Origin of the sequence: Streptomyces sp. SDr-06 (assembly GCF_003324565.1) — a bacterium.
Classification (GTDB): domain Bacteria; phylum Actinomycetota; class Actinomycetes; order Streptomycetales; family Streptomycetaceae; genus Streptomyces.
Map to the genome: position 1 here is coordinate 459,954 of NZ_QOLA01000003.1, position 13,537 is coordinate 473,490.

Annotated in this window: 11 protein-coding genes and 1 pseudogene; 7 read left to right on the forward strand and 5 right to left on the reverse strand. The window is 72.4% G+C overall.

Annotation, left to right across the window (positions count from 1 at the left end):
* Positions 1 to 272: 272 nt before the first annotated feature.
* The 4 genes and pseudogenes from DT019_RS41045 to DT019_RS10455 form a co-directional block, all read left to right on the forward strand.
* Positions 273 to 1,556: pseudogene (locus DT019_RS41045) on the forward strand (ATP-binding protein); the annotation flags it as partial.
* 2,034 nt (positions 1,557 to 3,590) lie between these two features.
* Positions 3,591 to 4,619: an L-threonine 3-dehydrogenase gene (tdh, locus tag DT019_RS10445; protein WP_114036424.1), complete on the forward strand. Its 1,029-nt coding sequence runs from the start codon at positions 3,591 to 3,593 to the stop codon at positions 4,617 to 4,619.
* A gap of 50 nt (positions 4,620 to 4,669) precedes the next feature.
* Complete coding sequence (locus tag DT019_RS10450; protein ID WP_114036425.1) at positions 4,670 to 5,851, forward strand: glycine C-acetyltransferase; 1,182 nt, start codon at positions 4,670 to 4,672, stop codon at positions 5,849 to 5,851.
* A gap of 109 nt (positions 5,852 to 5,960) precedes the next feature.
* Positions 5,961 to 6,875, forward strand: coding sequence for a LysR family transcriptional regulator (locus DT019_RS10455; protein WP_114036426.1), 915 nt, complete (start codon positions 5,961 to 5,963; stop codon positions 6,873 to 6,875).
* A gap of 49 nt (positions 6,876 to 6,924) precedes the next feature.
* On the opposite strand, the gene DT019_RS10460 is transcribed toward DT019_RS10455, so the two are convergent.
* Both DT019_RS10460 and DT019_RS10465 read right to left on the reverse strand, forming a co-directional pair.
* Entirely contained in the window at positions 6,925 to 7,317 is a 393-nt protein-coding gene (locus DT019_RS10460) for a hypothetical protein (protein ID WP_114036427.1), read from the reverse strand.
* A gap of 86 nt (positions 7,318 to 7,403) precedes the next feature.
* Positions 7,404 to 7,874, reverse strand: a complete 471-nt coding sequence (locus DT019_RS10465; RefSeq protein ID WP_114036428.1) for an ATP-binding protein — start codon at positions 7,872 to 7,874, stop codon at positions 7,404 to 7,406.
* Positions 7,875 to 8,080: 206 nt separating this feature from the next.
* On the opposite strand from DT019_RS10465, the gene DT019_RS10470 reads away from it, so the two are divergent.
* The 3 genes from DT019_RS10470 to DT019_RS10480 all read left to right on the forward strand — a co-directional run bounded on the left by DT019_RS10470 (position 8,081) and on the right by DT019_RS10480 (position 10,101).
* Positions 8,081 to 8,941 carry a helix-turn-helix domain-containing protein gene (locus DT019_RS10470; RefSeq protein ID WP_114036429.1) on the forward strand — a complete coding sequence of 287 codons (861 nt, stop codon included), beginning with the start codon at positions 8,081 to 8,083 and terminating at the stop codon, positions 8,939 to 8,941.
* Positions 8,942 to 9,208, forward strand: a complete 267-nt coding sequence (locus DT019_RS10475; protein WP_114036430.1) for a DUF397 domain-containing protein — start codon at positions 8,942 to 8,944, stop codon at positions 9,206 to 9,208.
* A gap of 86 nt (positions 9,209 to 9,294) precedes the next feature.
* A complete protein-coding gene (locus DT019_RS10480) occupies positions 9,295 to 10,101 on the forward strand; it encodes an SAM-dependent methyltransferase (protein ID WP_114036431.1) in 807 nt (268 codons plus the stop codon).
* A 40-nt stretch (positions 10,102 to 10,141) separates the two neighbouring features.
* Here the strand turns inward: DT019_RS10480 and DT019_RS10485 are convergent, their stop codons facing one another.
* From DT019_RS10485 to DT019_RS10495, 3 genes are all read right to left on the reverse strand, one after another.
* The gene (locus tag DT019_RS10485) at positions 10,142 to 11,929 is read right to left on the reverse strand and encodes an FAD-dependent oxidoreductase (RefSeq protein ID WP_114036432.1); all 1,788 of its coding nucleotides are present in this window, start codon (positions 11,927 to 11,929) and stop codon (positions 10,142 to 10,144) included.
* 100 nt (positions 11,930 to 12,029) lie between these two features.
* Complete coding sequence (locus DT019_RS10490) at positions 12,030 to 12,689, reverse strand: hypothetical protein (protein ID WP_114036433.1); 660 nt, start codon at positions 12,687 to 12,689, stop codon at positions 12,030 to 12,032.
* Between the two features lie 224 nt (positions 12,690 to 12,913).
* The gene (locus tag DT019_RS10495) at positions 12,914 to 13,519 is read right to left on the reverse strand and encodes a GOLPH3/VPS74 family protein (protein ID WP_114036554.1); all 606 of its coding nucleotides are present in this window, start codon (positions 13,517 to 13,519) and stop codon (positions 12,914 to 12,916) included.
* Positions 13,520 to 13,537 lie beyond the last annotated feature (18 nt).

Sequence of the window (13,537 nt, forward strand, 5' to 3'; positions counted from 1 at the left end):
AAGTTGCCCAGGGCTGCACGAGCCCGGACTGTGTGGCCCCGTCCCACACGCCGCTGCCACACCCGGGCCCCTCCCGCGCAGCCTCCGCCCACGCCCTTCCGCCGCACTCCGCTCACCTGACCCCGCACCACGCAGCTGCGGCTGGGCCCGGGTCCGATGGGCATGAGAGCCGAGTTGGCCGGGAGGCGTCGGCTGTCCGGGTGGCGGGCAATTTGCGGGCTCGGCTCACGTCGTTCGTCGGACGGGAGGTCGATGTCCAAGCGGTCCATGAGGACCTGATGCGGGCCCGTCTGGTCACGCTCACTGGGCCCGGCGGGGCGGGCAAGACGCGCCTGGCGATCGAGGCGGCCGACGCCGTAGCGGGGCGATGGGACGACGGGGTGTGGCTGGTCGAGCTCGCGCCCGTACGGGATGCGGCGAGTCTGACCGAGGCCGTGCTCACTGCGTTGGGTGCCCGCGAGACGAGGCTCGTCGGCCCGGCCGATACGACTCCGAGGGACCCCTTCGCGCAGCTGATGGCCCACTGTGGCCGCCTCCGCATGCTGATCGTGCTCGACAATTGTGAGCAAGTCGTGGACGCGGCGGCGGAGTTGGCGGAGGAGCTGCTCACGTCGTGCCCGGGGGTCGCCGTCCTGGCGACCAGTCGGGAGCCGCTCGGCGTGCCGGGTGAGCGGGTGAGGGCCCTTGGGCCCCTGCCGCACGAGAGCGCTCTCCGGCTGTTCGGGCAGCGCGGCGCCGCCGCCCGGACCGGCTTCAGCGCCGACGACGATCCCGACGCGGTGGCGGAGATCTGCCGACGCCTGGACGGGCTGCCCCTGGCTCTCGAACTCGCCGCGGCGCGGCTGCGGTTGTTCACACCGCGACAGATCGCGGACCGGCTCGACGACCGGTTCCGGCTGCTCAACACCGGCTCCCGGACCAGCAGGACCCTCCAGCCGAGACAGCAGACCCTGCGCGCGGTGGTCGACTGGTCCTGGGATCTCCTCGACTCCGAGGAGCAGGCCCTGCTGCGGCGCCTCGCCGTCTTCGCCGGTGGCTTCGCCCTGCCGGAAGCGGAAGCCGTCTGCGAGGACCGCGAGGCAGCGGCCCTCGACGAGCCAGGACCCGGCGCTGCGGTCCCCGGCCGGTCGGTCTCCAGCGAGAGCACCTCCCGCCCCGGAGCAGCGCTCTCCGGCCGGTCGGTCCCTGGCGTGCACGCCTTCCGCCCCGGAACCGTAGCTCCCGGCCGGTCGGTCCCTGGAGAGAACCCCTCCTGCCGCGGAACCGCAGCTCCGGGACGATCGGCCATCGGAGAGAGCGCTCCCCACCGGTCGGCGCGGCTGCGGGTGTCCACCCCGGTCATCGACCTCCTCGGCTCTCTCGTCGACAAGTCGCTCGTCACGGCCGCGCCTGTTGCCGGGGGCGGGATGCGGTACCGGTTGCTGGAGACCGTCGCGGAGTACGCGGCACAGCGGCTCGACGAGGCGGGGGAGCGGGCGGAGGTCGAGCTGCGGCATCTCGTCGCCTACCGGGAACTCGTCCGTACCCGGGAGCCTCTGCTGCGGGGTCCGCGCCAGCACGAGGTCATCCAGTGCTTCGAAGCCGAGCACGGCAACGTAAGGGCCGCACTGGGTAAGGCAGTTGAGCGGAAGCGGGAGCAGGACGCGCTGTGCCTCGTCCTCGCCATGGCCTGGTTCTGGCAGCTGCGGGGGCACCAGGCCGACGCGCGCGGCTGGGCCGGGGAGGTGGCCGCACTGGGCCCGGATCCCTTCGCCGAACCGGTGCGGCCCGCCGTTCCGCTCGCCGACCGGTGTACGGACAGCCCGCCGCCCTGGTCAAAGGAGCGGCGGTGGGAGGCCCGGCGCGGGGTGCATCTGATGGTGTTCGCGGCCAGTGGCGGCAGCGACACGGAGCTCACCAGCCCCGGGGCCGTGACGTATCTGCGCCGGATCGTCGACGCGTACGGGGCCGGGTTGCCGCAGAACAGCCGCCAGCCCGGCTCGGTCTGGTACTTCGCCCGGCTCCTCACCGGCGAGTTCACCGGATTCGACCGGGTCGTCGACGAGATGGTCGCGGACGCCAGGCGGCACGGTGATCCCTGGGACCTCGCCTTCACTCTCCTGCTCCGCGCGAAACTGGCCGGCGGCCGGGATGCCGCCGAAGCGCTCGCGCTCTTCGAGCGGATCGGCGACCCGTGGGGCATCGCCGAGTCCCTCTCGGCGCGGGGCGAGTCGTACGCGCGGGAGGACCGGTACGAGGAGGCCGCGGCGGATTTCGAGCGGGCGCTCGACGAGGTCGCCCGGCTCGGTGCGCATCGGCAAGTGCCAGAATTCAAGGGCAGGTTGGCGGCCGTGCGTCTGGAGACGGCGCGTACTCCGGGCGAGCGTGCGGCGGCGGAACGGCTGCTCGTGGAGGCCGTCGAGGAGTCGCGGCACTTCGCCGGGGAGGACATCGGCACCGTCCGGATGCTCCTGGCTCAGCACTACGGGCGCATCGGACGGCTCGACGATGCGCGGGAGCAACTCCGTTCAATCGAGGCGGAGTTCGGACCCCAGACACCCGAGCTCTTCCGGGGCCTCGTCGCCGGGTTGGACGGCTGGCTCGACTGTCTGGACGGACGGTACGAAGGCGCTCAGCGCCGAATCCGGGAAGCGGTGCGCCACCTGGAGAGTCAGGCCTATCTGGTCGCTCCCCAGGTGATCCTCAGTCAATTCCTGTCCTCCGCCTGGGCGAAGGCCCACGCTGGGGACGCGCTGGACGGGGCCCGGCTGCTCGGGGCGTACGACCGGAGCTCGACCGGGCACGGGAGTTTCGGGTTCCGCCCGCCCGCCGTCGAGCCCGAGACCCGGCGCCGGGCGGAAGCAGCGCTGCGCGCCGCCCTCGACGCGGGGTCGTACGAACGCGCCTACGCGGAAGGCGCCCACCTCGATGTGCGGGAGGCCGCGGCCCTGGTGTGACGGTCTCCGGGCCGGGCCCGCGGCCCCGGCATGAGGGCCTGCGTGGCGGAGCGCGCGCCCTTTCCCGGCGCAGGCACCGTGCCGGGCTCCTACCCCCGGATCGCCGGATCCCGTGCACCACCCACCTCCACCGCCCCGAGGAAGCGGACGAGAAGCGAAGCCCGGCCCTCCACCGGCTCCGGGCCACGAAGGTTCCCGAACCGTCCAGAATCCGTCCGGGCCGCCCGAGTGGACTGCTCCGTCCGGCTGGTCGTCCGTGTCCCCGGCGTGAGGCCACGCCCGGCCCCCTGACGTCACACCCCGGCACTCACGGAACCACCCGGCACGCGCGGAGAGCCGGGACATCCCGGCGCGGGACCCTCCGAAGGGGCCCGCGGGTGGGGCGTGAGGGGCGCGCGTGAAGCTCGGCTGTTGGCCCGCTTAAGAAATCCTCGATGGACTCGGCGGCCCGGGCTCGGCAGATTGGTGATCAGCAAGATCGGCCGGACCGGCTGGATCGGGCGGATCAAGCAGATCAGGCGGATCGGGAGGATCGGCAGGGTCATCCGGGTTCGCCGGACACCGCCCGGCCCGAGTCCGTATGCACGTCCGCCCGTACGTCCGGCCACCGATCCGTGGCCGTACGCCCCTCTCCGTACGCCGGGAGCCCCGCCCATGAAGGCACTTGTCAAGCAGCACGCCGAACCCGGACTGTGGCTCATGGACGTTCCCGAGCCGGAGACCGGACCCGGTGATGTGCTGATCAAGGTGCTGCGCACCGGCATCTGCGGCACGGACCTGCACATCCGCTCCTGGGACGGCTGGGCGCAGGGCGCGGTCAAGACGCCGCTGATCCTGGGCCACGAGTTCGTCGGAGAGGTCGCCGCGGTCGGGGCGGACGTCCAGGACATCGCGGTCGGCGACCTGGTCAGCGGCGAGGGCCACCTCGTCTGCGGGAAGTGCCGCAACTGCCTGGCCGGACGCCGCCACCTGTGCCGCTCCACCATCGGTCTCGGCGTCGGCCGCAACGGCGCGTTCGCCGAGTATGTGGCGCTGCCCGCCTCCAACGTGTGGGTGCACCGCACCCAGGTCGACCTCGACGTCGCGGCGATCTTCGACCCGTTCGGCAACGCCGTGCACACCGCGCTGTCGTTCCCGCTGGTCGGCGAGGACGTGCTGATCACCGGCGCGGGCCCGATCGGCATCATGGCCGCGGCGGTCGCCAAGCACGCGGGCGCCCGCAACGTCGTCATCACGGACGTCAGCGAGTCGCGGCTGGACATCGCCCGCAAGGCCGGCGCCACCCTCGCGCTGAACGTCGCCGAGCACGACATCGCCCATGCCCAGCGTCAGCTCGGCCTCAAGGAGGGCTTCGACATCGGCCTGGAGATGTCTGGGCGTCCCGAGGCCATGCGCGACATGGTCGCGAACATGACGCACGGCGGCCGCATCGCGATGCTCGGCCTGCCCGCGCAGGAGTTCGCCGTGGACTGGGCGAAGATCGTCACCTCGATGATCACCATCAAGGGCATCTACGGCCGTGAGATGTTCGAGACCTGGTACGCCATGACGGTGCTGCTCGAAGGCGGTCTCGACCTCAGCCCGGTGATCACCGGCAAGTACGGCTTCCAGGACTTCGACGCCGCCTTCGACGAGGCCGCCACCGCCCGCAGCGGCAAGATCATCCTCGACTGGACGGTCTGAGCCCCTCCCCGCAGGCCCCCTCGACCCCGCCCGCCTTAGGAGCACCCCGCATGTACGCGAACGTCCGCGACGACCTTCAGAAGACCCTCGACGAGATCAAGGAAGCCGGGCTCTTCAAGCCCGAGCGCGTGATCTCGACCCCGCAGAGCGCCTCCGTCTCCGTGCCCTCCGGTGACGTCCTCAACTTCTGCGCCAACAACTACCTCGGCCTCGCCGACCACCCAGAGGTGATCGCCGCCGCCAAGGACGCCCTGGACCGCTGGGGCTACGGCATGGCCTCCGTCCGCTTCATCTGCGGCACCCAGGACGTCCACAAGGAGCTGGAGGGCCGCCTGTCGGCGTTCCTGGGCCAGGAGGACACGATCCTCTACTCCTCGTGCTTCGACGCCAACGGCGGCGTCTTCGAGACGCTCCTCGACGCCGAGGACGCGGTCATCTCCGACGCCCTCAACCACGCCTCGATCATCGACGGCATCCGCCTGTCCAAGGCGGCCCGCTTCCGCTACGCCAACCGCGACATGGCCGACCTGGAGGCCAAGCTCAAGGAGGCGTCCGGCGCCCGCCGCCGTCTGATCGTCACCGACGGCGTGTTCTCCATGGACGGCTACATCGCGCCGCTCCAGGAGATCTGCGACCTCGCCGACCGCTATGACGCCATGGTCATGGTCGACGACTCGCACGCCGTCGGCTTCACCGGCCCCGGCGGTGCGGGCACCCCCGCCCTGCACGGCGTCAGCGACCGCGTCGACATCATCACCGGCACCCTCGGCAAGGCCCTCGGCGGCGCCTCCGGCGGCTACGTCGCCGCTCGCGCCGAGATCGTCGCCCTGCTGCGCCAGCGCTCGCGCCCGTACCTGTTCTCGAACTCGCTCGCCCCGGTCATCGCCGCCGCCTCCCTCAAGGTCCTCGACCTCCTGGAGTCGGCCGGTGACCTGCGCGAGAAGCTCGCGGCCAACACCGCGCTCTTCCGTACGAAGATGACGGAGGCGGGCTTCGAGATCCTGCCCGGCGAGCACCCCATCGCACCGGTCATGATCGGGGACGCGGCCGAGGCGGCGCGCATGGCCGAGCTGCTCCTGGAGCGCGGCGTCTACGTGATCGGCTTCTCCTACCCGGTCGTCCCGATGGGCGCGGCCCGCATCCGCGTCCAGCTCTCCGCCGCGCACTCCACGCAGGACATCGAGAAGACGGTGGCCGCGTTCGTCGACGCCCGTGCGTCGATGAAGGGCTGACGCGCCAGGGTTACGAGGGCCCGACGCCCGCCGGTCGGCCGACGGGCGCCCCAGGGGCGCCCGACGGCGCCCGTGCCGGTGGCGGGCCGACGCGCGGGACAATGGCTGGGTGATCGACCCCCGCCGGCTCCGCATCCTGCGCGCCGCGGCGGACCACCGTACGGTGACCGCCGCGGCAGCAGCGCTGTATCTGACGCCCTCCGCAGTCTCCCAGCAGCTCGCCGCCCTGGAACAGGAGACCGGGCACACCCTGCTCACCCGCAGCGGCAAGGGCGTGCGGCTCACGGCCGCGGGGGAGATCCTCCTGGAGCACGCCAACGCGGTCCTGTCCCAGCTGGAGCGGGCCGAGGCGGAGCTGGCCGCCTACGCGGGCGGCGCGGCCGGAGAGGTCACCGTGGCCGCCTTCGCCACGGGCATCGCGGAGGTCCTGGCGCCCGCGATCGTGCGGCTGCGCGCGAGCCACCCCGCGATCCGGGTCCGGGTGCGGGACGCCGAGGGCGACGAGGCGCTGCCGCTGGTCCTGGACGGCGAGGCGGATCTCGCGCTCGCCGTCGAGTACCGGGGCGCGCCCCGCGAGGACGACAGCAGGCTCTCGCGCGTCCCGTTGTACGCCGAACCCTTCGACGCCGTCCTGCATGCGACGCACCCCCTCGCGCGGGAGTCGCACGTACCGCTCTCGGCGCTCGCCGACGACGACTGGATCGGCCCCTACCCGGGCAACCCCTGCCACGACGTGATGCTGCTCGCCTGTGAACTCGCGGGATTCCAGCCCAAGTTGGTGCACTCATCCGACGACTTCCGGGCGGTGGTGGCCCTGGCCGGGGCCGGGGCCGGGGTGGCGCTCGTGCCGCGCTCCGCGCTGCGCGGCATGGAGGGCAAGGACACGGTGGTGCGCCCGGTGGCGGGCCCGGCGGCGACCCGGCGGGTGTTCGCCGCGGTGCGCAGGGGTGCCGAGGGGCATCCGCTGTTCCGGCCGGTCCTGGAGGCGCTCGCCGAGGCGGCGCGGGGCCTGCCCACCGACTAGGCGGGCCGGGCCGAAGCCCCCACCCGGCACGCCCGGGCGTGCTCCGGGATCAGGCCCAGGCCGGGGCGGTGCCGGTCAGCTGGCAGACCACCAGGTACAGCGGGATCGGCGGGGTGTAGGGCGTCGCGCCCTCGGGGAAGTTGATCAGGCGCGGCCGGTCGGCGTCCGGAACGACGGCGCCGTGCGCGTAGCGCACCGGCCGGGGCCAGGGCAGATCCTGGTCGGAGCCGGCCGGAACGATCCACCACCACCAGTCGGCCGAGGCGAAGACGCAGCCGGACCGGGGCAGCCGGGACAGCAGCCGGAAACCGTGTGCGGCGGGCACACCCACCGCGTCCCGGCCCAGGGTGGCGGGCCGTACGGCGGGGAGCTGCACCCCGCCGCCGGGTCGAGCGGCGGAGCCGCCGGGCCCGGGCACTCCGTGCGCACCCCCACTGCGCACGGGGCCACGGGGCCCGGCGGTTCCGGACCCATCGGGTCGCGGGCCCTGTCGCCCGGACCGGGGTCCCCAGGGAAGCATCTGTCTCATCACGGTCGGCCCGCCTGGCCAGGTCCGCCGTGCGCGAGCTCGGCCCAGACGATCCGGCCCGGCCCGTACGGGGCGTCGTGCGTGCCCCACGCGCTGCTCACCGCGTCCACGAGCAGCAGCCCGCGTCCGCGTTCCTCGTCGTCCTGCGAGTGGCACAGGCGCGGCCCTGCCGAGCCGCAGCCCAGATCCCGGACCGCTATCCGCAACGCCCGCTGGAGATCGGTGAGTTCGCACAGTATGTGGTCGCCGGCGGTGTGCACGACGGCGTTGGTGACGAGCTCGGAGATCACCAGGGCGGCGGTCTCGTGCAGCTCGTCGTGGTGCCCCCACCCCGTCAGCATGTCCCTGCTGCGCCGACGGGCCAGGGAGACCGATTCGGTACGGGCGGGCACGTCGAAGGCGTACCGCCGTACAGCGGTCCCGGAGCATGCGCCTGTCAGCTGGGGGATGAGCGCGTTACCAGGAGCCACGACCGGAATCCTCACAGTGGGGAAGCGGTACCGGACACTGCCTCCCCCAAGGCTGCGCACGGCCACCGCGTGTGAACTGGTTCACCGACCTACCTTGTACCCGCGGCGGACACTTGGCAAGAGGCACTCTGAAAATTGCAGAGTGCCGTTCTCCTATCTGCATCGACATGGCACACTGCTCGCAACAGCGCGTGGGGAGGTCTGAAGTGAGTGAACCCCGGTCCGCCCCGACCGTGGGGCAGGTCGTGCTGGGCCGACGCCTGCAGGACCTGCGCGAGCGGGCCGGTCTCAGGCGCGAGGAGGCGGCCAAGGTGCTGCGGGTGGCCCCGGCCACCATCCGGCGCATGGAGATGGCCGAGGTTTCGCTCAAGATCCCCTATGTCGTGCTGCTGCTGCGGGCGTACGGGATCGCCGACGCGGAGGCGGAAGGTTTCGTCGCCCTGGCCGAGGAGGCCAACAAGCCGGGCTGGTGGCAGCGCTTCCACGACATCCTGCCCGACTGGTTCAGCATGTACGTCAGCCTGGAGGGCGCGGCCTCGCTGATCAGATCGTACGAGCCGCACTTCGTGCCCGGGCTGCTGCAGACCGAGGAGTACGCGCGCCACGTGATGCGCAGCGGCGCGCTCGGCGCGACCAGCCACGCCGACATAGACCGGCACGTGGCACTGCGCATGGAGCGCCAGTCGCTGCTCACCCGCGAGGACGCCCCGCGGCTGTGGGTCGTCATGGACGAGACGGTGCTGCGCCGCCCGGTCGGCTCGCCGCAGGTGATGCGGGACCAGATCGACCGCCTCCTGGAGGCGTCGAAACTGCCCAACGTCACCGTGCAGCTGGCCGAGTTCGCCTCCGGACACCACCCGGGGACGTACGGGCCCTTCGTCCTCTTCCGCTTCGCCGTGCCCGAACTGCCGGACATGGTCTACAGCGAGTACCTGACCGGTGCCGTCTACCTCGACGCGCGTCCCGAGGTGGCCACGCACCTGGAGGTCATGGACCGCATGGCGGCTCAGGCCGCGACTGCACAACGCACGAAGGAGATCCTCAAGGATCTCCGCAAGGAGCTGTGAATGGATCACATATACGACGGCGGGCCGGCGGACGGGCACATCTACAACGGCATGCCCGCCACCGAACTCGGCGCCGAGGGCTGGCACAAGCCGTGGAGCGGCGGCAACGGCGGCAACTGCTTCGAGGCGATGAAGCTGGCCGACGGCAGGGTCGCGGTGCGCCAGTCCGCCGATCCGGAGGGTCCCGCGCTGATCTACACCCCCGGTGAGATCGCCGCCTTCATCCAGGGCGCGAAGTCGGGCAAGGCCGACTTCCTGCTGACCTGATCCACCCGGCACCCCTCGCGCACCACACCGTCAACCACCGTGATCCATCCCCCTGTTCACTGACCTTCATCCCCCATGGAGCGCACATGACCGGGCAAGACCGCACCGCCGTGACCATCGACACCAGCAAGCCCCACCCGGCCCGGGTGTACGACTGGTTCCTCGGCGGCAAGGACAACTACCCGGTCGACGAGGCGCTCGCCGAGCAGCTGCTCGCCCTCGACTCGCGCGGCCGGGACATCGCCCGGGTCAACCGGGCGTTCATGCACCGCGCCACGCGCTGGCTCGCCGAACGGGGCGTACGCCAGTTCCTGGACATCGGCACCGGCATCCCCACCGAGCCCAATCTCCACCAGGTCGCCCAGCGCACCGCGCCCGACGCCCGGATCGTGTACGCGGACAACGACCCGATCGTGCTGCGGCACGCGGAGGCCCTGCTGCGTTCCACCCCGGAAGGTGTCACCGAGTACATCCAGGCCGACGTCCGCGAACCCGACCGCATCCTGGAACTCGCCCGCGACACCCTCGACTTCGACCGCCCGGTCGCGCTCTCACTGATCGCACTGACCCACTTCATCGGCGACGACGACGATGTGTACGGCATCGTCGACCGTCTGCTCGGCGTCCTCGCGCCGGGCAGCTACCTGGTCCTGTCGCAGATCACCGGTGACTTCGACCCGGAGAGCGCGGCCCGCGCCGTGGAGCTCTACAAGGAGGGCGGCGTCACGCTGCGCCCGCGCACCAAGGCCGAGGTCACCCGGTTCTTCCACGGCCGCGAACTGGCCGAGCCGGGCGTGGGGCTCGCCGCCGCCTGGCACCCCGAACTCGGCGAGGCGGCGGCCGCGGGCGACGACACCATTCCGGTCTACTCGGGCGTGGCCCGCAAGGCGTGAGGCGGCGGGCGCGGCCGGAGCGGGCCGCGCCCGCCCGGGCTCACCCCAGGTCGAAGGCGTTCGGCAGGCCGAGCCGGTAGCGCAGCCGGTCGGTGGCCTTCAGGAGGTCGAGCTCCGGCGCGCTGTACAACGGCGTCACCGTGCAGCGGGGCGCCGTCGAACCCACCCGGTCCAGCAGGGCGTTGGCGGCGAGCCGCCCCGAGGTGTTGGCGCCCTCCATGGTGGCCAGGTCGATGGGGACGGCCACGTAGTCGCCCGCGAGATAGAAGTTGGGGATCCTCGTGGCGGCCGTCGGCCGGTTGTGGAAGGTCCCCGTGGGGTGGATCAGCAGCTCGTCCTCGTTGTGCGGGTCCGGGGTGCCGATGCCCGAGACACCCGGGTCCAGGAACCAGGAGTGCAGCCCGGAGTCGCTGAGGACGGTCCTGCCGGTGTCGTTGAGCGCGGCCTTGAGCTGGGCCCACACCTCGCGCGCGACCTCGTCGCGGGTGCACTGCTTGGCGGTCTTGCCGTACAGCATCCCGGGCTTGTCCCATTCGGAGATGTCGACCGAGAGGCAGTCGGCGACGGTCCCGTCGCCGTAGGCGGCGGCGAAGGGGCGCTGGGGCCAGTGCTCGGCCTGGGCGATGGCGGTCAGTGACCACGGCGAGTCGATGCAGTCGACGTGCCCGTGCACGATGTCGGGCCGCTCGGTCAGATAGAACTGGATGCCCGTCATCCAGTCGGTGCGCAGCTGGTCGCAGCGCCCGAGCTGCGGGTCGGCCGCGCGCATCGCCGCACTCCAGGCGGGCCGGGCGTGCTCCACGGGAAGCGCGCAGACGTAGTGGTCGGCCGTGACCATCGCCGCGGTGCCGCCGTCGTCCTCGACCCGGACGCCCGTCACCCTCCCGCCGCCGTAGGTGAAGTCGCGTACCGTCCAGCCCACCTTGAACTCCACGCCGAGTCCCCGCAGTTGAGTGACCCACGGGTCGATCCAGGCCTCGTTGGTCGGCGCGTTGAGGATGCGGTCCAGCGGGCCGTCCGCGCCCCGGCCGAGCGCGTTGAACACGAAGGCTTCGAGCAGGCTGCCCACCGTGCGGGTGCTGGCCTCCTCCGCCTTGGTCGCCACGATGTTCCGGGTGACGCCGACGGCGAGGATGCGCTGGTAGTCGTAACTCATCCGCGCGGCCCGGGTGAACGTCCACCAGGGCGTGGACTCCCACTGGTTGTCGCGGCGCTCCTGGCAGCTGGTGAGGAAGACCGCGAGCCGGTCCACGAAGTACGCGGCCTCGCGGGCGGGCAGCCGCTGGAAGGTGCCGAGCAGACCGGTCAGGGCGCGGCGGATGTCGTCGAGGGTGAGCGGCTGGGGCGTGCCGGCCCCCGGCATGGGCAGGCGCAGGTCCTCCTGGCCGGTCCGCGCGAACATCATCTCCTTGGGCGCCACCAGGTTGTCCCAGACGCCGTGCGCGTTGCCGGGGAACGGGATCCGCCGCAGCGTGTCCGGCAGGTTGTGGTAGATGCCGGGGATGAAGCGGAAGCCGTGTTCGGCGGGCAGCGGCCGGCGCCCGCCCTTCGCGCTGTCCGGCACGTCCATGGAGCGGGCCTTGCCGCCGAGCGCCCGGCGCTCGTAGAGCGTCACCCGCAAACCGCGCTCGGCCAGCTCATGGGCGGCCGTCAGTCCGGCCACCCCGCCGCCGAGCACGGCGACGCTCTGGCCGACCGCCGTGGTGCCCGCCGCCTCGGTGCCGGTGGCGGCCGAGGCGACGGGTGCCTCGACCCCGAGGGCGGCCGCCGCGCCCACCGCCGCCGTACCGGCGACAAAAGTCCGTCTCGTACTGCCCGTGCGTGCCACAGTGCCCCCTATTACCGGTGGTAACGGTCACGTCCGGCGCAGGAGCATACGGTCGGCCCGTCGATCCCGGAAGACTGACCGGGCACCTGATCGAGGGCGATTACGAGACGAACTCCTCGTCCCCGTACCGGACTTCGGCCGTGTTCCAGTCGACGCCGAGGGCCTTGGTGAACTTCTGGGCCAGGGGCAGGTCGGCGATCGGGGCGACGAGGATGAGCCGCCCGTCGAGGGTGACCGAGCCGCCGCCGAGCTCGTCACGGGCCTCGGGGTTCGCGATCAGCGCGTCATGCAGGCGGGTCGCCGAGACGCCGGGCGCCTGGATCTCGACCGCGTCGGTATCCGGCGCGCTGCGCGGCAGGCAGCGGAAGGTCAGCACCGACTCCTGGTGGTACTGCTTGGCGATGAGGCCCGCGATGTGGTGCAACCCTTCCCGGCTCACCCTGTTGACGTCGAACTCGCGCGAGCGCTCGTAGGTGGTCTGCTTCAGGTCACCGGACCAGAAGACGCCGTCGAGCAGCTTCGAGGCGCCGGGCCGCGCCCCGTTGGCGTGCAGGAGCGCTCGTACCTCGTGGTCGAAGCGGGTGAGGCGGGTCTTCAGCCGCGGGTCGGCCGGATCGGTGATGATCGCGGTGTTGGTCGTGGCGAAGATCTCCGCCGTGGGGCAGCCGTGCCCTGCCACCGCCGCCCGCGCGGTCCCGGCTCCCGCCGCCCCCAGCGTCAGGGCGCCCACCGCCACCAGGACGCTCAACCTCTGCTTCATGCCTCAACTCCCTGCCCATGGCCTCACGTTGTCGCGCCGACGGCGCATCCGGATCACGGTAGGGGGCGCGGTTCAGGGTTAACCGCGGTAACTCCACGGATGGCCGATAACGACGGGTGGGCGGCCGCGCCGTGCGCCGCCGCACGCGCCCGCCCGCCTCCCCGAGGTGCGGCGGGCGCGGGCGCGGGGGCGGGGGACGGTCGGCGCCGCGCCTCACCGTGCTCTCACTGGCCCCGCCACACGTTGTCGAAGGCCGCGTCCTCGATGCTGCGCCGCTGCCGCTCCGCCGCCAGCTCCGTCACCGCGTCGTCGACGGCCGACAGAACGGTCAGAACGGCGTCGCCGGTGCGGTCCGCGAGATCCTCGGGCGGCTCGTCGTACAGCCGCGCCGCGGCCGCGAGCCCCGCCAGGACCGGCTCGCCCGAGGCCCAGCGCTCCATCGCCCGGCGCCGGTCCGGCGAATCGGCCACCCGCGTGCGGCCGGTGCGCCCGGGAAGCCAGCGGTGGTGCTCCCGGATGACGCTTCCCTCGGCCTCCAGGGTGGCGAGGTAGGCCGCGTACAGGCCGCGGCCCCTGCGCCACAGCCAGTCCTCCACCGACTCGTACGGTGCCTGCCGGGCCAGGGCCGACGCGGCTTCGGTCAGCCGCGGCTCACCCAGGTCGCGCGGCGGCCCCGGGACGACCCTGCCGCCGTCCAGGTCGACGACCCCGGCGTCGGCGAGGTCGAGCAGTTCGGCGCCGGCCAGCGCCAACGAGAGATCGCCCTGCTCGGCGGGGCGATCGGCGGGGCCGTCCATGCTGACGAGCAGCAGGTCGCGGGCTGTGGTCACGTCGGATTCCCTTGCGGT